19 protein-coding genes and 1 pseudogene are annotated in these 21008 nt (G+C 51.7%); 6 read left to right on the top strand and 14 right to left on the bottom strand.

The window, feature by feature from the left end; translation table 11 throughout:
* Positions 1–124: 124 nt before the first annotated feature.
* Positions 125–1936 (top strand): ABC-F family ATP-binding cassette domain-containing protein, encoded by a 1812-nt coding sequence (locus tag LDL70_RS13425; protein WP_225685280.1) that lies wholly within the window; start codon positions 125–127, stop codon positions 1934–1936.
* A gap of 63 nt (positions 1937–1999) precedes the next feature.
* Here the strand turns inward: LDL70_RS13425 and LDL70_RS13430 are convergent, their stop codons facing one another.
* Together LDL70_RS13430 and LDL70_RS13435 are read right to left on the bottom strand one after the other, a co-directional pair.
* Entirely contained in the window at positions 2000–2947 is a 948-nt protein-coding gene (locus LDL70_RS13430; protein ID WP_225685281.1) for an aldo/keto reductase, read from the bottom strand.
* 111 nt (positions 2948–3058) lie between these two features.
* Entirely contained in the window at positions 3059–3514 is a 456-nt protein-coding gene (locus LDL70_RS13435) for a MarR family winged helix-turn-helix transcriptional regulator (RefSeq protein WP_225685282.1), read from the bottom strand.
* Between the two features lie 72 nt (positions 3515–3586).
* Here LDL70_RS13435 and LDL70_RS13440 point away from each other — a divergent pair, with 72 nt between their 5' ends.
* On the top strand, positions 3587–3940 hold the full coding sequence (locus tag LDL70_RS13440; RefSeq protein ID WP_075657275.1) for a DUF1428 domain-containing protein: 354 nt from the start codon (positions 3587–3589) through the stop codon (positions 3938–3940).
* A 62-nt stretch (positions 3941–4002) separates the two neighbouring features.
* Here the strand turns inward: LDL70_RS13440 and LDL70_RS13445 are convergent, their stop codons facing one another.
* From LDL70_RS13445 to LDL70_RS13455, 3 genes are all read right to left on the bottom strand, one after another.
* Positions 4003–4272, bottom strand: coding sequence for a DUF2312 domain-containing protein (locus tag LDL70_RS13445; RefSeq protein WP_033315879.1), 270 nt, complete (start codon positions 4270–4272; stop codon positions 4003–4005).
* 257 nt (positions 4273–4529) lie between these two features.
* Entirely contained in the window at positions 4530–4835 is a 306-nt protein-coding gene (locus tag LDL70_RS13450; RefSeq protein WP_151160270.1) for a DUF1244 domain-containing protein, read from the bottom strand.
* A gap of 18 nt (positions 4836–4853) precedes the next feature.
* Positions 4854–5651 carry an N-formylglutamate amidohydrolase gene (locus LDL70_RS13455; protein ID WP_225685283.1) on the bottom strand — a complete coding sequence of 266 codons (798 nt, stop codon included), beginning with the start codon at positions 5649–5651 and terminating at the stop codon, positions 4854–4856.
* Positions 5652–5943: 292 nt separating this feature from the next.
* Between LDL70_RS13455 and LDL70_RS13460 the strand changes: the two genes are divergently transcribed.
* The 3 genes and pseudogenes from LDL70_RS13460 to pyk all read left to right on the top strand — a co-directional run bounded on the left by LDL70_RS13460 (position 5944) and on the right by pyk (position 8183).
* The gene (locus LDL70_RS13460; protein ID WP_151160272.1) at positions 5944–6249 is read left to right on the top strand and encodes a hypothetical protein; all 306 of its coding nucleotides are present in this window, start codon (positions 5944–5946) and stop codon (positions 6247–6249) included.
* A 108-nt stretch (positions 6250–6357) separates the two neighbouring features.
* A pseudogene (locus LDL70_RS13465) lies at positions 6358–6750 on the top strand (DUF1036 domain-containing protein); the annotation flags it as partial.
* Positions 6747–8183: a pyruvate kinase gene (pyk, locus tag LDL70_RS13470; RefSeq protein ID WP_075657271.1), complete on the top strand. Its 1437-nt coding sequence runs from the start codon at positions 6747–6749 to the stop codon at positions 8181–8183. The pseudogene LDL70_RS13465 and the gene pyk, both read left to right, overlap by 4 nt.
* 69 nt (positions 8184–8252) lie before the next feature.
* Here pyk and LDL70_RS13475 read toward each other — a convergent pair whose 3' ends face one another.
* The 8 genes from LDL70_RS13475 to mtgA all read right to left on the bottom strand — a co-directional run bounded on the left by LDL70_RS13475 (position 8253) and on the right by mtgA (position 18453).
* Positions 8253–9158, bottom strand: a complete 906-nt coding sequence (locus LDL70_RS13475) for an RNA polymerase factor sigma-32 (RefSeq protein ID WP_075657358.1) — start codon at positions 9156–9158, stop codon at positions 8253–8255.
* Between the two features lie 401 nt (positions 9159–9559).
* Positions 9560–10138: a CarD family transcriptional regulator gene (locus LDL70_RS13480; protein ID WP_028233395.1), complete on the bottom strand. Its 579-nt coding sequence runs from the start codon at positions 10136–10138 to the stop codon at positions 9560–9562.
* 437 nt (positions 10139–10575) lie between these two features.
* Entirely contained in the window at positions 10576–10914 is a 339-nt protein-coding gene (gene fdxA / locus LDL70_RS13485; protein WP_022709929.1) for a ferredoxin FdxA, read from the bottom strand.
* A 489-nt stretch (positions 10915–11403) separates the two neighbouring features.
* Positions 11404–11808 carry an RNA-binding S4 domain-containing protein gene (locus tag LDL70_RS13490; protein WP_022709926.1) on the bottom strand — a complete coding sequence of 135 codons (405 nt, stop codon included), beginning with the start codon at positions 11806–11808 and terminating at the stop codon, positions 11404–11406.
* A 4-nt stretch (positions 11809–11812) separates the two neighbouring features.
* A complete protein-coding gene (locus LDL70_RS13495; protein ID WP_370637836.1) occupies positions 11813–14881 on the bottom strand; it encodes a helicase-related protein in 3069 nt (1022 codons plus the stop codon).
* Positions 14882–15757: 876 nt separating this feature from the next.
* The gene (locus tag LDL70_RS13500; protein ID WP_225685285.1) at positions 15758–16942 is read right to left on the bottom strand and encodes an acetyl-CoA C-acetyltransferase; all 1185 of its coding nucleotides are present in this window, start codon (positions 16940–16942) and stop codon (positions 15758–15760) included.
* 301 nt (positions 16943–17243) lie between these two features.
* Positions 17244–17426 carry a 50S ribosomal protein L32 gene (rpmF, locus tag LDL70_RS13505; protein WP_022709922.1) on the bottom strand — a complete coding sequence of 61 codons (183 nt, stop codon included), beginning with the start codon at positions 17424–17426 and terminating at the stop codon, positions 17244–17246.
* Positions 17427–17685: 259 nt separating this feature from the next.
* On the bottom strand, positions 17686–18453 hold the full coding sequence (gene mtgA, locus LDL70_RS13510; RefSeq protein ID WP_225685286.1) for a monofunctional biosynthetic peptidoglycan transglycosylase: 768 nt from the start codon (positions 18451–18453) through the stop codon (positions 17686–17688).
* A 215-nt stretch (positions 18454–18668) separates the two neighbouring features.
* On the opposite strand from mtgA, the gene LDL70_RS13515 reads away from it, so the two are divergent.
* Positions 18669–19589: a polyprenyl synthetase family protein gene (locus LDL70_RS13515; protein ID WP_225685287.1), complete on the top strand. Its 921-nt coding sequence runs from the start codon at positions 18669–18671 to the stop codon at positions 19587–19589.
* A gap of 60 nt (positions 19590–19649) precedes the next feature.
* Here the strand turns inward: LDL70_RS13515 and ispG are convergent, their stop codons facing one another.
* Complete coding sequence (gene ispG, locus LDL70_RS13520; protein WP_220158534.1) at positions 19650–20921, bottom strand: flavodoxin-dependent (E)-4-hydroxy-3-methylbut-2-enyl-diphosphate synthase; 1272 nt, start codon at positions 20919–20921, stop codon at positions 19650–19652.
* Positions 20922–21008: the final 87 nt, after the last annotated feature.

The raw sequence follows: 21008 nt of genomic DNA on the forward strand, positions 1-21008 counted from the left end.
CCGGCCTGTTTTTTTATGCCTGCGCATTGATCCAGGAATTTAGCAGTAAGGGTTCCTGTTTGCAGCAATATGCAGTAATGAGCAGTAACAATCTTCGGCCTCTCTTTTTAAAGCGTAATTATCCATGGCTCCTCCTCTTCTCCGACTTGACCAGATCAGCCTGACTTTTGGTGGCACACCGCTGCTGGAAGATGCAGGCCTGTCGATCAGTGAGGGAGAGCGGATTGCGTTGGTCGGGCGTAACGGCTCCGGCAAATCCACACTGTTGAAAATTGCAGCCGGTATGGTTGAACCAACCGGCGGCGAGGTTTTCCGCCATCCTTCCGCAACCATTCGCTATCTGGCACAGGCACCGGATATGGATGGTTTTGCCAATGTGCGTGATTATGTGGAAGCAGGTCTCGGCCCGACTGATGATCCGTATCGCGTGGCCTATCTTCTGGAAAATCTGGGACTGACCGGCGATGAAACACCGGAGCAGCTTTCCGGCGGTGAAGCACGCCGTGCGGCATTGGCGCGGGTGATTGCACCGCAGCCGGATGTGCTGCTGCTGGATGAACCGACCAACCATCTTGATCTCGCAACGATTGAATGGCTGGAACAGGAATTGCGCCAGATCCGCTCGGCGATTGTGCTGATTTCCCATGACCGTCGTTTTCTGGAAAATGTCAGCCGCGCCACGATCTGGCTGGATCGCGGTGTGACACGCCGTATTGAACAGGGCTTCGCGCATTTTGAAGAATGGCGCGACAAAGTTCTGGAAGAAGAAGAGCGCGATCATCAGAAACTCGGCCGTCAGATTGTTCGTGAAGAACATTGGTTGCGCTATGGTGTAACCGCACGTCGCAAGCGCAATATGCGCCGCCTTGGCGAACTGCACACAATGCGCCATGAATTCCGCACCCATCGCCATGCGCAAGGCGTGGCAACGCTGCAGGCCAGCGACGTGAAAGAATCCGGCAAGCTGGTGATTGAAGCAGATAAGATCAGCAAAGCCTATGATGAGCGTGTGCTGGTCAAGGATTTCTCCATCCGCGTCAATCGCGGTGACCGTATCGGTCTTGTCGGGCCAAATGGTGCAGGCAAAACCACATTACTGTCGATGCTGACCGGTAAACTTGAACCGGATTCCGGCACAATCCGTCTCGGTGTTAATCTGGATTTTGCCGAGCTGGATCAGAAGCGTGAGCTTAATCCGGATGAAACCCTGTCGCATTATCTGACCGACGGGCGCGGTGAATCGCTGGTGGTCAATGGCGAACAGCGCCATGTCGTTTCCTATATGAAAGACTTCCTGTTTCAGCCGGAACAGGCACGCACACCGATCCGTGAATTATCCGGCGGTGAGCGCGCACGTCTGATGCTGGCGCGGGTCTTGTCCCGTCCGGCCAACCTGCTGATCCTCGATGAGCCGACCAACGATCTGGATATGGAAACGCTGGATCTGTTGCAGGAACTGGTCTCCGGTTTTGCAGGCACCGTTATTCTGGTGAGCCATGACCGTGATTTTCTCGACCGCACGGTAACATCAGTGATTGCACCGGAAGGTGACGGGCGCTGGCTGCAATATGCCGGTGGTTATGCGGATATGATGGCACAGCGCAAAGAAACAGCGCTGGCACGCCGTCAGGTAAAATCTGCCGCACCCGCAGGTAGTGACAAGGCGGAAGCTGCCCCCGCACCAAAACGCGATGAAAAGCGCAAACTGTCCTATAAGCAGAAATTTGCGTTGGAATCACTGCCGGCGAAGATGGAAAAGCTGAGTGCAGAAATTACAGCACTTGAGGCGAAAATGGCTGATCCGGCACTTTATACCAAAGATCCTGCGCAGTTTGCCAAGATCGCCGCTGAGATTGAAAAGAAACGCAGCGAGAATGAAACTCATGAAGAAGAATGGCTTGAGCTGGAAATGCTGCGTGAGGAAATTGAAGGCTAATCAGTCCTCCACAATGCTCTGATAAAAGCCTGCCTGAATGATGTTTCAGGCAGGCTTTTTGTTTTATGCGCTGGCCTTGTTCAGAACATCCAATGCATCCTGATCGAGCGTCAGCTGAGTCGCTTTAATCAGCTCTTCCAGCTGCTCAATCTTGGTGGCGCTGGCAATCGGCGCGGTGATTGACGGCTGCGCCATCATCCATGCAACCGCAATTTGCGCCACAGTCACGCTATAGCGTTCCGCCACCTGATCCATAGCTTCCAGAATCTTCAATCCGCGTTCATTGAGATAGCTGGTGCCAACCCTGTTGCCACGCGGGCTAATGCCCAGATCTTTCTCGCTGCGATATTTCCCCGTGAGGAAACCGGCCGCCAGCGTATAATAAGGAATAACGCCAACCTGATTGGCGCTCACCACCGGCTCCAGCGTGGTTTCATAATCCTTGCGATCATAGAGATTATACAACGGCTGCAATGAGTTATAGCGCGGCAGATTATGTTTCTCAGAGATTTCCAATGCGCTTTGCAGGCGCTCGCCGGTGATATTGGATGCACCGATTGCACGGACTTTACCGGCTTTGATCAGATCCTGAAATGTACCGAGCACATCCTCAAACGGCGTATTCGGATCATCATAATGCGACTGGTAAAGATCAATATAATCTGTTTGCAGGCGCTTGAGCGAAGCGTCAACACATTCACGGATATGGGCAGGCGCCATGGTAAAGCCTTCGCCCATATCGGCACCAACCTTGGTGGCAATGATCATCTTGTCACGACTGCCACGGCTTTTGAGCCAGTTGCCGATAACGGTTTCCGATTCACCGCCCTTATGCCCCTCTACCCAGCGGGAATAGACATTGGCCGTATCAATAAATGTCAGGTCGGCATCGAGCAGGCGGTCGAGTAAGGCAAAAGATGTGGTTTCATCGGCTGTCCAGCCGAACACATTGCCGCCGAAGCAGAAAGGTGAAACCTGTAAATCTGACCGTCCGAGTTGTTTCATGCGCATTCCGTTTCCTCCGCAGGATATGCATTATTCGTTCAAAGCGGATTATGACCAAAAAGATGCGGAGGGAAAGAAAAAGCGCGACAAACTATTCTGATAACACAGCTTTGTGTTTCATGCCGGAGTGATATTCCCAAGGCTGAGCAGCATTGAGCGCAAAAAATCACCGTTACCGTTCAGAAGGTTATTTTCCAGTTCTGCATGGGTCTGCCGCCAGACAGACACGGCTTCTGCCAGCAGAGCTGAACCTTTGGGTGTCAACAGTAATAATCGGCTGCGCCGGTCCGTTGCATCTGGTATAATTTCTATCAGTGCTTTTTTCTGAAGCGGTTTAAGTGCGGCCGTTAATGTCGTGCGATCCATAGCGAGCAATTGGGCAACCGGTGCGATGGATGGCGGTTCAGGCCTGTTTAAAGCCATCAGCAAAGAAAACTGGCCGTTTGTCAGTCCGAAGGGCCTCAAAGCATCGTCAAAATAACGGGCTAAAGCACGGGCTGCGCGCTGTGCGTGCAGGCACAGACATGTATCACGGACTTCCAATGTGGTCGAAAATGGTACATTCATTGACATTTTACAATTATGTTGATATCAACATATTAAGTCAACGCAAGAATAAAGTTGCCCACAAGGAGGAGAATGAAAATGGGATATGTCGAGGGTTTTGTCGCTTCTGTGCCGGAAAACCGTAAAGAAGACTACCGTAAACATGCAGCTGAAGCGGCTGTGATTTTTAAAGAATTTGGCGCCACCCGCATTGTTGAGTGCTGGGGCGATGATGTGCCGGATGGCAAGCTGACGGATTTCCGTCGCTCCGTGCAGGCAAAAGACGGCGAAGTTGTCGTGTTCAGCTGGATTGAATTTCCGAACAAAACTGTGCGCGATACAACCTGGAAAAAAATGATGGAAGATCCCCGCATGCAGGCGATGGGTGAATCCATGCCTTTTGACGGCAAGCGGATGATCTATGGTGGTTTTGAGAAACTGCTTGATGTTTGACACTGATTTTTAGCAATAAAAAAGGGGGCGAAAGCCCCCTTTTTGTTTCAGCACTGCTGAAATCAGCTCATGCCGAGCGCGTCCATATAAAGCTGGATCATCGCTTCTTCTTCCTGACGCTCATGCGCTTCTTTCTTACGCAGGCGGATGATGGTGCGTACAGCTTTAGAGTCAAAGCCGGAGCCTTTCAGCTCAGCGAAAACCTCTTTGATATCATCAGAAATGGTTTTCTTTTCTTCTTCCAGACGTTCAATACGTTCAATAAATGCACGCAGCTGGCCGACTGCAATGGACTGGGCGTTGTCGCCGGTAATATCGTCGCTCAATATCATTCTCCGATTATAGACAAGACCATATGAAACGCTGGGCGAGTCGCAGGCCTTAAAACAGGTGGTCTTGGTTGCCTCACATGCAGCGCATGGTCAAGCAATGGATTTAAGAATCTTGGAACTTAAACTAGCCGCCAAGCGGTAAGATACTGGTTAAAATCTACAGAGTGGTTCAATTTTCGAGTGAAAACCCACTCTGTTTTTTATCTGTCGCTGCTTCGGGCAAAAAACCGGTAGCCACTTTTTCTGAAGCAGCTTTATTAGTGGCTTGGTTTTCGTGCAGAAAAAGCATCCTGCTGCGCCTGACTGGCCGGTGTCTGATATTTTTCCCGCCATTCATCATAAGGCATGCCGTAAATCTCGGCGCGTGCTTCGTCTTTGGTCAGCGCATTGCCATCAGCATTGGCCGCTTCCTGAAACCAGTTGGATAGGCAGTTGCGACAAAAGCCGGTCAGGTTCATCATATCGATATTCTGAACATCGGTGCGGTTGCGCAAATGCTCAACCAGCTTGCGAAAAGCGGCCGCTTCATAGGCCAGACGCTGATTACCTGTAATATTTGTCATGCAATTTCCTTTCGCAGCTCAAATCCGTTCAACGGAACCGGTGCGTGAACCATAATGGCGGATATCGTGAATACCATCCATCATATTGATATGTGCCAGCATCGGCGCAAGACGCTCAGCCCAAACCTGCACACCTTCCGGTGTTGCGATCAGATCCTGCCGCACTTCAATCAGCACATTGGCATAGCCTTTAGCGGTACAGTGGCGGAACAATGTGTCATTACGCAGAGCGCCGTCATAGGGCTCATTATCGCCGACAGATAATGTGCCGTCATCACGCAGCATCGATAAAAGCGGTGTTATCGCCCGGTCATCATTATCCCAGAGCAATGCAACCTGCCACGGGCGCGGTATGGTTTTCCAGACCGGCGTATAGGAATGAACAGAGACGACAAAAGGGGCGCGGCCACCAGCTTGCAGCATCTTGTTGCAGGCTGCATCAACCGCATTGTGATAAGGGCGGTAAAAGCGGTTCAGCCGGTTTTCGCGCTCTTCAGTCCGCATCGGATAATTGGCCGGAATAACAGCACCGTCCGACAACTGCATAATCAGCGTCGGATCATCCTCGCCGCGGTTCGGATCAATCAGCAGCCGCGAAAAACCGCCGAGCACCGCCGGACTGTTCAGCTTTTCTGCCAGCGCTCTGGTCAGCATCTCAACGCCGATATCATAGGCGATATGGCGCTCAAAAACACGCGGCTCCAGCCCGAGCGTGCCGTAATCTTCAGGCACTGCACGGCTGGCATGATCGGCAATCAGCAGCATGCCTTGCTCAAAATCACCGTCAATGGTCTCAAAAGGGGAAAAACCTGTCATCTCGTTTCCGGCTATGGATTGGATGATCAACATATAAATGGATTGCAAGGAATTGCGAGCCATTTGTGACCGGCGCTCCATTTTGCAAGATAGGCCAGAGCATGGCTGGTTCAAATGGATAGACGTAAAAACAAAAAGATAGAGCACACGCAGCGGATATAATTAAACGCGATACGCTCTAGTATCCGGTCGGAGTGTGGGCTATAGACAAAACAGCAATTAAATCGATTTGATTACAATTATGACAACTGAAAACCACTGAATTCGCAAAACAGGAGGTATTTTTCAGACTGTGATCCGTCACTATCTGCCGGAGATGATTACAAAGGTTGCCGATAGCGGCTTGACCGGCAAGACAGGCTATTTTGCAATTAGTTCTGATTTACAGCGGAAAACTGACCTCAGGCTCTTGAGTCTGCCTGCAACTTGCGTGAATTATGCGGCTTTACGGCATCGCATTTTCATGGTGAAGCAGATACGGTGCCGCAACCCGGTTGTTTACAGTGCTGTATCATTTGTTTCTGCCCGAAACAGAGCCGAACAAAAGATGCAGTCCGGTGGTAATGGTCAGGCTGTTACACCTTGCTGTCATATTTAAGCAGTACCGTGCGCTGAAAGGTTCTGGCGGATGCGTCTTCATTCTACCTTGTTCTATTGTCTGGCTTTTGTTTCGGTCACATTGATTTCTGTTATCTTTTCCGCACCTGAAGCCCGTGCCGATTTTCGCGTTTGTAATTCGACGCAAAATCTTGTCGGTGTCGCAATCGGCTATCGTGCCAAGAGCGGATGGATCACGGAAGGCTGGTGGCATATTAACGGATCAAGCTGCAAGACCCTGATCGAAGGCCCGCTGACCTCCCGCTATTACTATGTTTATGCTGAGGATTCAGAAGGCGGCGGCCGCTGGGACGGCAAGGTCAATATGTGTGTGGCTGAAAACGAATTCAAAATTAACGGCGTGAATGACTGTTTTGCCCGCGGTTATCAGCGCTCCGGTTTTCAGGAATATGATACGGGCGAACAATCAAGCTGGATGGTGCAGCTGACTGATGATGCACCGGCCGGCAATGCCACAGTGACAGGAACCAATCACCAATGAGACGTGCGCGTAAGGTAAAGATCCTCGCAACACTTGGGCCCGCATCTTCGGATGAAGCGGTTATTGAGAAATTATTCGCGGCCGGTGCCGATGTCTTCCGCATCAATATGAGCCACGCCGATCACGATCTGATGCGTGAGCTGGTGCGCCGCATCCGCAATGTAGAGCGCAAGCTCGGACGCCCGATCGGTATTCTCGCAGATTTGCAGGGCCCGAAACTACGTGTCGGCAAATTCAAAGACGGCAAAGTTGAACTCACACCGGGTCAGATTTTCACGCTTGATGATGATGAGACACTGGGCGATGAAAATCGTGTTTTCCTGCCGCATCCGGAAATTCTGCAGGCCGTACAGGCCGGTGACCGTCTGCTGATTGACGATGGTCGTTTAGCTTTGCAGGCTGAAGCGACCGACGGTAAGTCTATCCGTTGTAAAGTAATCTCCGGCACCAAAATTTCTGACCGCAAAGGCGTGAGCCTGCCGGATACGACATTGCCAGTCGGTGCGCTGACAGAAAAAGACCGCCGTGATCTTGATGCCGTACTGCTTGAAGATATTGACTGGGTAGCCCTGTCCTTCATTCAGCGGCCGGAAGATCTCGCGGAAGTCCGCAAGATTGCCCGTGGTCGTGTGGCACTGATGTCCAAGATTGAAAAACCACAGGCAGTTACCCGTCTCGATGAAATCATCGAATTGTCGGATGCGCTGATGGTTGCCCGTGGTGATCTCGGTGTGGAAATGCCGCTGGAAAGCGTTCCGGGCATTCAGAAGCAAATCGTCCGTGCCTGCCGCAAAGCCGGTAAGCCGGTCGTCGTTGCCACCCAGATGCTGGAATCCATGATTACAGCTCCGGTGCCAACCCGTGCGGAAGTCTCCGATGTGGCGACTGCCGTGTTTGATGGTGCCGATGCGGTGATGCTGTCTGCAGAATCCGCCGCCGGTGATTATCCGGTGGAAGCGGTTGCGACCATGGCGCGGATTGCTGAGAAAGTAGAACGCGATCCGAATTATCCGTCCATCGTCAATAATCAGCGTTCCGAACCGGAAGCAACCGGTGCAGATGCGGTATCGCTGGCAGCCCGCCAGATTGCTACCACGCTGAACCTCTCGGCGATCATCTGCTACACTTCATCGGGCACCACAGGCCTCAGAGCGTCACGTGAGCGCCCGCTGACACCGATTATTGCCCTGTCACCGGTCGTTGAGACAGCACGTCGTCTGTCGATCGTCTGGGGGCTGCATTGCGTGGTGACTGAAGATGCGCGTGATCTGGATGATGTGGTCAACCGCGCCTGTCATATTGCCCATCGGGAAGAGTTCGCCAAACCGGGTGACCGTGTGATTATCACTGTCGGTGTGCCGCTCAGAACCCCTGGCAACACCAATATGCTGCGCATTGCCTATATCGGCATGGACGGCCTGACAGGCATCTGACGACAGCTTCAACCTGAAACGAGAAAGCCCGCTTTAAAGCGGGCTTTTTTATAGGCACATTGGTCGTGCTCAGGCGTGATAGGCTGCAATACCATTCTGGGAAAGCAACGCAGCCCGCAGTTTTTCCAAAGCACGGTTTTCAATCTGGCGGACACGCTCTTTAGAAATACCAAGTTTTTCTCCCAGCATTTCCAGTGTCACGGCATCATCTTTCAAACGACGCTCGCGGATAATACGCAATTCACGATCATTCAGCACGGATAATGCCTGTTTCAGCCAGCTGACACGTCGCTCGCTGTCGATCATATTCTCAACAATTTCATCCTGCAGCGGGTGATCATCGACCAGAAAATCAATCTTCTCCGCACTGCTGTTGTCATCCGGCGAAACAGTCATACTTAAAGAACTGTCGGGGCCGGATAATCTGGAATCCATCAGTTCCACATCTTTTTCAGACACGCCGAGCTGATCGGAAATGCGGGTATATAATTCGCGCTTCGACAGGGTTTCATTGCTCTGCACCAGTTTGGCACGTAAGCGACGCAGATTGAAAAACAAAGCTTTTTGCGTTGAACTTGTACCACCACGAACAATCGACCAATTGCGCAGAATATAGTCCTGTATCGATGCTCTGATCCACCAGATCGCATAGGTGGAAAAACGCACCTCCCGCTCCGGTTCAAAGCGGAAAGCAGCCTCCATAAGCCCCACTGTCCCTTCCTGTATGAGATCGGCCATCGGCAGGTCAAATTTGCGGAACCGTCCGGCGGTGGAAATCACCAGCCGCATATGGGATGAGGTAATTTCATCCAGCGCATGCTGATCGCCCTGCTCTTTCCAGCGCTGAACAAGTTCCTGTTCTTGTTCCCGTTCAAGATAAGGGGCGGACATAGCACTGCGAATAAGATTTCTGGAGGATACAAAAGAGACGGTACGTTTCGTAACTTCGGTGGAGGAGGACGCTACAGGCTTCATTTCAATCTCCATAACGAAAATATCAACGCAACCTGCTTATGAGGATCACGTCATCCGCTAGAGCATTTCACAGTCAAGTTGGATCAACTTGACGCCCGTGATAATGCGGCCAAATAAAGAATCTAGAGCGAGCACTATGATCCAATTTGGACGTAAACCGCTCTAGGAGTTAAACGCATCAATGGAAGGCCGGTTCCTTCATCTTCTGCTAATTTTATGATTTTTTTGAACAGAGAGCTTGAAAAACATTTTTTGTGCTCCAGCACATGCTTCAGAGCAGATACATGCTGTGCAATCATTACTACGTAGCGAAAATATACATAAAACAATAACGCCGCTCTGAGTGAACAGAACGGCGTTATTGTTATAAAGGACTATATTTCAGCCTGAGTTGCGTAAAATTATGCAGCTTCGGCTTCATCATCCTCAACTTCAGCTTCATCAGTCTTCGCACCGCGTTTCGGTCCTTTAGCCAGATTAGCTTCAATGAGGCGTACAGATTCTGTATCAGACAGCTTATTTACAGCTGCAACTTCACGCGCCATACGATCCAGAGCTGCTTCATAAAGCTGACGCTCGGAATAAGACTGTTCCGGCTGGTTTTCTGCACGGAAAAGATCACGCACGACTTCTGCAATGGAAATCAGATCACCGGAATTGATTTTTGCATCATATTCCTGAGCCCGGCGCGACCACATGGTGCGCTTGATACGGGCACGACCCTGCAAGACTTTCAAGGCGCGTTCTACGAAATCACCTTCTGACAATTTACGCATACCAATGGTAGCCGCTTTAGCCACCGGCACTTTAAGGCGCATCTTATCTTTATCGAAATCAATAACAAAAAGCTCAAGCTTCATGCCTGCAACTTCCTGCTCTTCGATTGCAACGATCTGTCCCACACCATGCGACGGATACACAATCGACTCACCCGTCTTAAAACCCTGACGGACGGCGGCCTTCTTCTGCTGGGATGACATACGCTTCAATACTCCCTGTAGTGTCCGGCACCTGGAGCGCCGGTTTACACGCGGTGATACAATCAGTCCTGCGACCAGCCCCGCGGGAAACGGAACAGGCATAACAGCTGATTAAAACAAGTGCCGAAACAGAATGTAAAAGGGATGCTGAGGCAAAACTTAAGCAAAAAAAATCACAGGATAAACGGTGGGAGCAAAATTTAAAAACAAACTTGCCCCGGCACTATTTCAGCCTGTAATTTATATCAGCCTTTCAGTGAATACCTGTAGCCGCCACGAAATGACGCCTGCTCATCGACATTATCGTGGACAGTAACACAAAAAACCGGCAGAATCAACAAAATGCCGTCACAAGCCGCCCGACCGGGCGATTTGTGTTAATAAACCGTTAATTGACAGGGCTGATCCTGTGGTTATTCCGGCATATCAGCGGAGAATCAATCGCCTTCGCCAGGCTCTGCCGAGAAGAACTGTTCAAGCTTATTAGCGACGCCATCCATTTCAGCGGCTTCAGGCATCTGGTCTTTTTTCACGGTGAGATTTGGCCACTTCGCTGAATATTCAGAATTCAGCTCAATCCATTTATCAAGACCCGGCTCTGTATCCGGACGGATTGCTTCTGCAGGACATTCTGGCTCACATACGCCGCAGTCAATACACTCATCAGGATTGATGACGAGCATATTCTCGCCTTCATAGAAACAATCGACAGGGCAGACCTCCACGCAATCCGTATATTTGCAACGAATGCAGTTATCGGTCACGACATAAGTCATTGTCGAACTCCCAGAGCTTTGAACTGCCACACATAATCTGCGGCCAAAATTACAATCATATCATTTGGCATAACATCCGGCAGAGTGTCAGGATAACTGACTGATCCTGCCATCCGGTCTGCGAAACCGGAATGCCGTTTTTCAGCAACTGCGCTATATGAAATACGGCAGAAAACCTGTCTGTCAGGTAAAGGCTTTAGCCGCAGCTTGCAAGAGGGTTTTCCCTCAGCCGCGACGCTCCGCCGCAAAAAAGAACCACATTCTGTATCGCCGTAATTTCTGAAAAACTGCGTCCCCGCTGGCTTTTAACAAAGCACAATCCTTCCGCCGCATCATTCTTCATTCCGGACAGAAAATAAGCCAACACGAAGATTTGAAAGAATGGTCAGACCCGACTCAGTATCTCAAGCATAGTTCAGCTTCTGAAAACACCGGTCAGCCTGCGGAATTATGCTCTGAATGCGACTCACATCAGCCCGATCAAGCAGTTCAGAACTCATCAAAACCGGAACCACCTTGTTTCAGCCGTTCCGTTGCTCTGCGGTCACGTTTTGTCGGACGGCCGGAACCGGCATCCCGTTTTTCACCAACCGCAGCCATCTGCTCTTCCGTCTTTTCAGCTGGCGGTGTCAGATCTTCATAGAGCAATTGCGCTTCGGGAAAAGAGCCGCGACGCTCTCCGAGTTCGCGCACTTTATAAATCAATATGCGGCGATCCAGCGTGACCGTCACTACATCTCCGATTTTAATACCGTGAGATGCCTGATCTATTTTATCGCGGTTAATACGAACACGCCCGCCGGCAGCAAGTTTTGCCGCGAGCGAGCGTGATTTAACGACACGGGTGAAAAACAACCATTTATCAATGCGCTGTTTTAAAGCACCCGTATTCATGCGCTTATTTCTTCAGCTGCTCTTTCAGAGCAAGCAGCTTGGCGAATGGTGAATCAGGATCGATCTGCACCGGGCGCTCATTGCGCTCAACGCGTTTCTGATCCTGAGCATGATCCCGTTTGCCATGACGCGGCTTGCCGTGATGTTCATTACGGCCGGATTTCTGCTCACCGTTACGGAAGTCAACCCGTGCGGCTTTTTCAAACCGCTTGCTGCGACCTTCACGGTTCTGATTATCACCCGCATTATCTTTAGCTGCATCAGCCGGTGCGCCGTCTTTAGCAGGTGCACGGCGATTGCCCTGCGGACGGTTGCGATGCTGCTCGCGTCCCTTGCCCTGTTCGCGGCCACGGTTGTCGTGACGCCCCGGACGCCACAGCAGAACCATTTTCACTGGTTCCTCTGCAACTGCATCAGCAGTCTCAGCCGCTTCTGCAACCGGTGCTTCAGCTTCTTCCGTATTCACGGTTTCTGCCACAGCTTCCGGCTGTTCTTCAGCTTCTGCGGCAGCTTCTGTTACAGCTTCGCCGGTCTGCTTGGCAGCATCGGCTTCAGCAAAAGCATCAAGTTCTGCAAGCTTGGCAGCAACAGCCGGCGCTTCCATCGCTTCATGACGGTAGCCGAGGCTTTTCAGCACTTCTTCCATGTCTTCCGGTGTCGCACCAAGAATAGACATCATCGACGGCGTTACCATGAAACGGGCACCATCATAGGCACCTTCGGCGCGCAGACCTGCACCCGGACGCCAGGCCAGAGCCGGACGGATCAGATCAGCCAGACGCTCCAGAATGTCGAAACGCACAGCGCGGCGGCCAAGAACGCGGTAACCGGCCAGCGTGTAGAAAACCGGATCGAAAGCCGGATCAACAACAACCGAGGTACGACCTGCGGCCAGAACATGAACAACATCACCGTAACCGGCACGTTCACGGCCATCATTGCTTAGCGCCCAGAGCAGTGTCATCAGACCGGCAGGTGCCGGTTTCAGCAAGGCAGGGATAAACACATGATAGGCACCGAAGCGCACGCCGAAACGACGCAGAGCTGCACGGGAATCCTGATCGAGACCACGGATTTCCTCAGCAATGTCACGACGCTGGATCACGCCGAAGCTCTCAACCAGACGGAAAGCCAGACCACGGGTCATGCCGGTCAGGGCATCGGCCTCAGTCAGATCGTGCAACGGCTTGAGAACTGTCTCAATATGATGAGCGACAAAGCGGTCAATACGGCTCTGTACTTTCTCACGGGAAGCACCTGTCAGCTGCTCGTCAGCCAGCAGAACGCTGCGCGGACGCATCACGCTGTCACCGGCAACCAGAGTTGCAACCGGAGCGCCGACCCAGCGCAGAATACCATCCGAGCCAAGGGCGAAATCGCCATTGGCCGCAGCAGAGAAGCGCTCTGCACGACGGTCATATTCAGCGGCCAGCGCTTTTTGTGCAGCCCCCTTTACCGCTTTCGCGTCCGGCCCTTCGGCCTTGACGTCGGCGGTAAATCGGAATCCTTCCAACTGCCCGACATTGTGGTCTTCGACAAGTACATCCCCTGTCGGGCTAATTTCTGCTTCTAGCATGGCATTCTCTCTCAGGCGCTTCATAAGCACGCTTGTCCTGCGGTCTACAAAGCGTTTCGTCAACCGTTCATGCAGCGCGTCAGACAATCTGTCCTCAATTTCGCGCGTCTTTTCTTGCCAATGTGCCGGATCTGCCAGCCAGCCCGGCCGATGCGACACAAAAGTCCATGTGCGAATTTGTGCAATACGATGAGATAGAGTGTCGATCTCACCGTCAGTCCTGTCGGACCGATGCACCTGCTCGCTCATATAGTCTTCATCCACAAAACCTTTGCGGATGATATCCTTATAGATTGCGGCAATAATATCGGCATGTTGTGCCGGCGCAATCCTTCTATAGTCGGGAAGCGCACAGGCATCCCACAAAATTTCCACACGCTTGGGTGTATCCGCAAGCCGCATGATGTCTTCATCACGCGCCAGATTTTCAAGCGCCTGCATGTCAACCGCAGGTAGCGCCCGTGTCAACCCTTCCAAAGGCGCTGAACGGTCTAATGAGTGCTTCAATGCGCGAACAGATGAATAATCAAACTGAGCCGTGCGCCATTGCAACACTTTAACCGCGTCGAAATTATGCGATTCTATCCGTTCAACAAGATCTTTATCAAACGGATCAACCTGTCCGGTGACGCCGAATGTACCATCGCGCAGGTGACGACCCGCACGACCGGCAATCTGCCCGAGCTCACCGGGGTTCAGATCACGATACTGAAATCCGTCAAATTTACGCGCCTGCGCAAAGGCCACATGGTCAACATCAAGATTAAGTCCCATGCCGATCGCATCGGTGGCCACCAGAAAATCCACATCGCCGGACTGATAAAGCTCCACCTGCGCATTGCGGGTGCGCGGGCTCAAAGCGCCCATCACTACGGCTGCGCCACCGCGCTGACGGCGGATCAGCTCGGCAATCGCATAGACCTCATCAGCAGAGAAAGCGACAATGGCACTGCGGCGCGGCAGGCGGGTAATCTTTTTCGAACCTGCATAGGCCAGATGCGACAAACGCGGACGGGTAATAATATTGATACCGCGCAGCAATTTTTCGAGAATAGGCCGCATAGTTGCCGCGCCCAGCAGCAGGGTTTCCTGCCGGCCACGTAAATGTAAAAGACGGTCTGTGAAAATATGGCCGCGTTCCAGATCGGCAGCCAGCTGTATTTCATCAATAGCAACAAAAGCTGCATTGGTCTGGCGCGGCAGAGCCTCAACGGTACATACGGAATATTTCGCACCGGCCGGAATGATTTTTTCTTCGCCGGTGACCAGCGCCACTTTTTCAGGGCCGACTTTGGTAACCAGCTTATTATAGACTTCACGCGCCAGCAGGCGCAGAGGCAGACCAATGATTCCGCTCTCATGGGCGAGCATACGCTCCAGCGCCAGATGAGTCTTACCGGTATTGGTAGGCCCGAGCACAGCGGTTACATCGCGACCACTCACAATAAGCGGCGCTGTTCCCTGATGCAGAGACGCCGCCCCAAGCGGAGGCGTCAATGAGTTCTTCTGGTCATTCATGCGGAATTGATTATTCCCCGTCTCATGAAGTCGTTACACATGAAATCCGCCCCGCAGGTCAGTGCCATATTTTGCAATATAGCCAACCCGATCCGGCAAACCCCATTTTTTCTGTCTGCCTGCCGTCAGCCAGTACAGATTGAGCAAAGCAGGTAGCATTATCTGTCTCTGACTAAAAGGGTAACAACGGCACCTTTATGACTTCTTTTGTATCAAAACTTCAGAAAATGACAGGAAACCATGTCAGCTCTTCACAAAAACCCGGTCTTGTCAGAATTTTACGCGCATTTTAAGCGTTAGAATCCACTAAAATGCCCGCAAAAACCCTGTATTTTAATGAAAAGAACACGAGAAGAACAAAGAGGCTACGAATCAATGGTTTTCACGAGTTCTCATTTTGTTCAAAACAACATCCTGTGTTTTCTATAAACAGAGACACAATATACAGATTCAGCAGCACAGGAACAGCGCGGTAAAAAACAGAGAAATTAACTTTTACCGCCGATCGCACATAGCGATGTGGTAATATGCACATAATACCAATTTAAAAACCCGCACAGCATTAATAAAGATTAAAAATACATTACCGGAATGCGCTACATTGCAGCGAAACAACATGCTTTCATTAAGCTTTCGGCCAAACCCTGAACGAATCGGCGACGAATCGCTGCTATATGAAAGTTCCTGTTTCGTTTTCACAAAATACAGCATCAAAAAGGTCGATGCACACCACATATAGTATTAGACCTTTGTGAAACGCAGTTTCACTGCAACAAAAAGACCCGAAAAGGTTAATTTCTTTCGGGGCTTCGATTTTCGTAACAATACGCCTTGTTAACTTATCGGCAAACGCGCTCAGTCGCGCTCAACACAGAGCGCAACCCCCATGCCGCCACCGATACACAGCGTCGCCAGACCTTTCTTGGCATCTCGGCGCTGCATTTCATAAAGCAGCGTGGTCAGAACACGGGCACCGGACGCACCGATCGGATGACCGATAGCGATAGCACCGCCATTCACATTGACTATAGCCGGATCAAGCCCCAGCTCACGGGTTACACAGCAAGCCTGCGCCGCAAAAGCCTCATTGGCTTCAACCAGATCCAGATCTTTCACTGTCCAGCCGGCTTTCTCCAGCGCTTTGCGTGAGGCCGGAATAGGTCCTGTGCCCATCACTGCCGGATCAACACCTGCCGTTGCCCATGAGGTGATGCGCGCTAATGGTCTGATACCGCGACGCTCCGCTTCCGCTTCACTCATCAGCACAGTTGCTGCGGCACCATCATTAATGCCGGAGGCATTACCGGCAGTGACTGTACCTTCCTTGGCAAAAGCCGGACGCAGTTTCTGCAAAGCTTCAATCGTGGTGCCGTGGCGGATATATTCATCCTCACTCACAACCACCTCACCCTTACGGGTTTTGATGGTGACAGGCACGATCTCATCCTTAAAATGACCTGCGACTTGTGCAGCTTCAGCCTTGTTTTGGGAAGCAAGGGCAAAATTATCCTGATCCTCACGGGTCAGCTGCCAGCGATCAGCAATATTCTCCGCTGTCACGCCCATTGGATAGCCGTGGAAAGCGTCTGTCAGACCATCTTTCATCATGCTATCGATCATGGTCATGTCGCCCATTTTTGTGCCGGAGCGCAGATGTGCGCAATGCGGAGCCATCGACATAGATTCCTGACCGCCGGCAACAATCACCGACGCATCACCATTAGCAATCTGCTGCAAGCCCAGTGCAACAGAGCGCAAGCCGGAGCCGCAAAGCTGGTTCACAGCAAAACCGGTCGTCTCAATCGGACAACCGGCAGCAATCGCTGCTTGGCGCACCGGATTCTGTCCCTGCCCTGCTGTCAGCACCTGACCGAAAATCACTTCATCAACATCAGCGGCAGCAACACCAGCGCGCTCCAGCGCAGCCCTAATTGCTGTTGCGCCCAGCTCATGGGCAGGCACATTGGCGAAAGCCCCGTTGAATGAACCGACAGGAGTACGCGCAGCGCTGGCAATAACGACTGTTGTTTCTTTGCTCATGACAGATAACTTCCTCACATCCCAATAATGCCTGTTTTCCGCATATACGCAGAACCGGCTTTCCTTCAGTATAACGTCAGTTACAAATGATGCTGGTACTAATTGCGATCAAGGTTTTGAATTTTTCGCATAACCCCGTGCTGCATTACAGGCAGATTGCCGTGCTTTTGCGCAAAATACGCCAGAAACAACTGGTCCTCGCTGCACAGGTGATGCGCTGGCGGAATAGACAGGCAAATTGCAAACAAAAAAAGACCGGCTGAAAAGCCGGTCTTTTTAAAAGCTCCAAGAAAAAGCGAAATTACGCTTCCTTTGGCTCCAGAACCTGACGGCCGCGATACATACCGCTTTTCAGGTCGATATGGTGCGGGCGACGCAGTTCGCCGGAGTTCTTGTCTTCAACATATGTCGGAGCCTTCAGCGCATCAGCCGAACGACGCATGCCGCGCTTCGAAGGGGAAGTTTTTCGTTTAGGTACAGCCATTGATTCTGCTCCAGTGATTAGTCAATCGAATGTCCGGTGCCTTAAAGCAAGGCTGTCACATCGGACATTGTTCCGGAAAGTTTTGCTGCCTATACACGCTCAAACGTCTTTTGACCAGCAGGACTCGCATTTTTTTTATGCAAATCCCGATTTACCGGCTTAAAAACCTGCTCAGAAATGTATTTCAGTCGCTGCCCTATAGCATCATTCCCGGCCAAAGGACAAAAGATTTCGCGCTTTTGCTCAAATTTTGCTGATTTTATTGCACGCAACCGACATAAGCACCGCTGTTTTGGGCTCTGCGCTCAATAATACGGGAAATACGCACCATACCGCGGCTTGGCTTGGATGCATCGCGGAGAATCGGATTCGGAAGTGTAACTGCGAGATAGGCAGCCTGCCGCGCCGTCAATTTGGATGCGGGACGCTTGAAATAATGCCGGGCAGCGGCTTCAACACCATAAATCCCGTCGCCCCACTCCACGATATTGAGATAAATCTCCATCATCCTGCGCTTGGAAAGAATCAATGAAGCGGCCTGTGCCAGCGGGAACTCCAGCGCTTTACGTAGATAAGAGCGCCCGTTCCAGAGAAAGAGATTTTTCACAGTCTGCATCGGAATCGTCGATGCGCCCCGGCTTGGCTCACCATCACTGCCCAGCACAAGCTTCAGCTGGTTCCAGTCAATGCCATTATGGCTGCAAAACTGCCCGTCCTCGGACATCATCACCGAATTGACCAGTACCGGCGCAATATCCTCCAGCGGCACCCATTGGCGCTCATAACCTTGCAGCGTCACCAGATCCTTGATCATCAAGGTTGATACCGGATGCACAAAAGGCAACTTGTAAAGAAAAAGCAGAGCGAAAGGCGCAATTGCCAGCAACAGCAAAAAGCGCTTCAGCCAATACCACGGCCGCACGCTCACCGGATCCGCCACAAAGCTGGCGACGGTTTTCGGAGCTGCGGTTTCATGATGACCGTCCCCTTTATCTCCGTCCTCCTTATACATGACAAATTTTGTCATTGTGCCCGCAGTGTCTCCGTTACTTGCCATATCGTTACTGCATAATTTCGTCCGATTGAAAAGCCGGAGCGGCAAGACATATCAGTTTTCAGGCATTTTTTGTTGGTAAAAAACATTTCGCGGCTTTTCTGCATCACCTCTGATACAGAAATTTCATATTGAGCCGACCGGACAGGAGTTGATTATTACAGGCGAATGGTTCATGCCCTAGACCCATGAAAAACGATCATGACATTTCCGGTTTCGGTCAGCGGCTGGCAATCCATGCCGCATCTGTTGAACAATTACTGATCACGCTGCTGGATGAGCGCTCGCGTGCCGGTGAGGTTATCCGCCCGCCCCGCCTGATGGCTGCTATCCGTCATGGCGCATTGAATGGCGGCAAACGCCTGCGCCCGTTTCTCGTCACGGAAACCGCACGTCTCTATGATGCTGATCCCCAAGCTGCATTGCGTGTTGCCGCAGCACTGGAATGCATCCATTGCTATTCGCTGGTTCATGATGATCTGCCTGCCATGGACGATGATGATATGCGTCGCGGCCAGCCAACCGTTCATAAAGCCTATGATGAAGCAGCAGCGATTCTCGCCGGTGATGGTCTGCTCACTTATGCTTTTGACATCATCGCCGATGATGCCACAGAGCTGCCAGTGAAAACCCGTCTTGATCTGGTGCTGGCTTTGTCACGTGCCTCCGGTGTCGGCGGCATGGTCGGCGGTCAGGCACTTGACCTGATGGCAGAAACCACCAGCCCCGATGAAGCAGACATTATTACTCTACAAGCGATGAAAACAGGTGCGCTGATCCGCTTTGCCTGTGAAGCCGGTGCGATTATCGGCAATGCCAGCACGGAAGAGCGTGAGCGCCTTGCAGAATTCGGCTCAGCCATTGGTCTGGCTTTCCAGCTTGCCGATGATCTGCTGGATGTCACCGCCGATGCGGCCACTATGGGTAAAGCCACGGGCAAAGATGCTGCTGCAGGCAAAGCGACCCTTGTTTCACTCCACGGCATCGACTGGACGAAGAAACAGCTGGCCGGTCTGGTCGCGCAGGCAGAAGACCTGCTCGCACCTTTTGGTGAAAAAGCACAGGTTCTCAGAGAAGCTGCGAATTTTATCGCTCTGCGCCAGAACTAAATTCAATAAAAATCGCAAATAAAAAAGCTCTCATATTTCATGAGAGCTTTTTTATTATTCTTATTCTGCGGCTTCCGGCTTTTTCGCGCCGAGCCCGTAACGGTTTTCAATATATTCGGCCACCATTTTCTGGAAGTCTTCAGCGATTGCCGGACCGCGCAATGTCGCGACCTTCTTACCATCTACGAAAACCGGTGCGGATGGTGTCTCACCGGTTCCCGGCAGAGAAATACCGATATCCGCATGTTTGGATTCACCCGGACCGTTCACGATACAGCCCATCACCGCAACAGACAGACCTTCAACACCCGGATATTTCTCACGCCAGATCGGCATGTTAGTGCGGATATCATTCTGAATGGTCTGCGCCAGTTCCTGAAACACTGTTGAAGTAGTGCGGCCGCAACCCGGGCATGCCGCCACAATCGGGATAAACTGACGGAAACCCATCACCTGCAGCAATTCCTGCGAGACCTGCACTTCGCGGGTACGGTCGCCATTCGGCTCCGGTGTCAGGGAAATGCGGATTGTATCACCAATGCCCTGCTGTAACAAAATGCCCATGGCAGCAGAAGACGCCACAATACCCTTGGTACCCATACCGGCTTCGGTCAGCCCCAGATGCAGCGCATGATCGCAGCGCTTGGCAAGCTCTGCATAAACGGCAATCAGATCCTGTACCTGACTGACTTTGGCGGAAAGAATGATCTTCTCACGCGGCAGGCCGATTTCCTCAGCCAGATCAGCAGAGATCAGTGCAGACTGGATAATTGCCTCGCGCATCACTTCCTGCGCGGTCATTGGTGCACCGGCAGCCTGATTGCGATCCATCAGAGTGGTCAGCAATTCCTGATCCAGCGAGCCCCAGTTCACACCGATACGCACCGGCTTGTCATAGCGGATTGCCATTTCGATAATTTCGGCAAACTGCTTGTCTTTTTTGTCTTTGAAGCCAACATTGCCCGGATTGATACGGTATTTCGCCAGCGCTTCCGCACAGGCCGGATGGTCTGACAGCAGCTTATGGCCGATATAATGAAAATCACCGATCAGCGGAACATTGAGACCGAGGCGCTCAAGACGTTCACGGATTTTCGGCACGGCGGCAGCAGATTCATCACGGTCAACCGTGATACGCACCAGCTCGGAACCCGCATGATGCAGGGCAGCCACCTGCGCAACTGTACCGTCAATATCCGCCGTATCCGTATTGGTCATGGATTGCACAACCACCGGCGCATCACCGCCAACAATCACGCCGCCGACATTGACCCCGACAGATGTGCGGCGGGCAAAGGGATGGGCATAATAGTGCAGATTATCAGAAGCCATAATTATACAATCTTAAAGTGGGCAATCTTACAGTGATACGGGAACATCTCGGTTCAATGCTGTTCCATAACCGTGACGGAACAGCTT

This window comes from Pseudochrobactrum sp. XF203, from assembly GCF_020341615.1.
Lineage (GTDB): Bacteria > Pseudomonadota > Alphaproteobacteria > Rhizobiales > Rhizobiaceae > Pseudochrobactrum > Pseudochrobactrum saccharolyticum.

Coding starts and splice junctions, on each gene's coding strand:
- LDL70_RS13490 (WP_022709926.1), bottom strand. CDS start 11,808: ATGAATACGGGTGCTTTAAAACAGCGCATTGATAAATGGTTGTTTTTC.
- rpmF (WP_022709922.1), bottom strand. CDS start 17,426: ATGGCTGTACCTAAACGAAAAACTTCCCCTTCGAAGCGCGGCATGCGT.
- LDL70_RS13475 (WP_075657358.1), bottom strand. CDS start 9,158: ATGAAGCCTGTAGCGTCCTCCTCCACCGAAGTTACGAAACGTACCGTC.
- LDL70_RS13515 (WP_225685287.1), top strand. CDS start 18,669: ATGAAAAACGATCATGACATTTCCGGTTTCGGTCAGCGGCTGGCAATC.
- LDL70_RS13455 (WP_225685283.1), bottom strand. CDS start 5,651: ATGACAGGTTTTTCCCCTTTTGAGACCATTGACGGTGATTTTGAGCAA.
- mtgA (WP_225685286.1), bottom strand. CDS start 18,453: ATGACAAAATTTGTCATGTATAAGGAGGACGGAGATAAAGGGGACGGT.
- ispG (WP_220158534.1), bottom strand. CDS start 20,921: ATGGCTTCTGATAATCTGCACTATTATGCCCATCCCTTTGCCCGCCGC.
- LDL70_RS13440 (WP_075657275.1), top strand. CDS start 3,587: ATGGGATATGTCGAGGGTTTTGTCGCTTCTGTGCCGGAAAACCGTAAA.
- LDL70_RS13500 (WP_225685285.1), bottom strand. CDS start 16,942: ATGAGCAAAGAAACAACAGTCGTTATTGCCAGCGCTGCGCGTACTCCT.
- fdxA (WP_022709929.1), bottom strand. CDS start 10,914: ATGACTTATGTCGTGACCGATAACTGCATTCGTTGCAAATATACGGAT.
- pyk (WP_075657271.1), top strand. CDS start 6,747: ATGAGACGTGCGCGTAAGGTAAAGATCCTCGCAACACTTGGGCCCGCA.
- LDL70_RS13430 (WP_225685281.1), bottom strand. CDS start 2,947: ATGCGCATGAAACAACTCGGACGGTCAGATTTACAGGTTTCACCTTTC.
- LDL70_RS13425 (WP_225685280.1), top strand. CDS start 125: ATGGCTCCTCCTCTTCTCCGACTTGACCAGATCAGCCTGACTTTTGGT.
- LDL70_RS13435 (WP_225685282.1), bottom strand. CDS start 3,514: ATGTCAATGAATGTACCATTTTCGACCACATTGGAAGTCCGTGATACA.
- LDL70_RS13450 (WP_151160270.1), bottom strand. CDS start 4,835: ATGACAAATATTACAGGTAATCAGCGTCTGGCCTATGAAGCGGCCGCT.
- LDL70_RS13480 (WP_028233395.1), bottom strand. CDS start 10,138: ATGTCATCCCAGCAGAAGAAGGCCGCCGTCCGTCAGGGTTTTAAGACG.
- LDL70_RS13445 (WP_033315879.1), bottom strand. CDS start 4,272: ATGATATTGAGCGACGATATTACCGGCGACAACGCCCAGTCCATTGCA.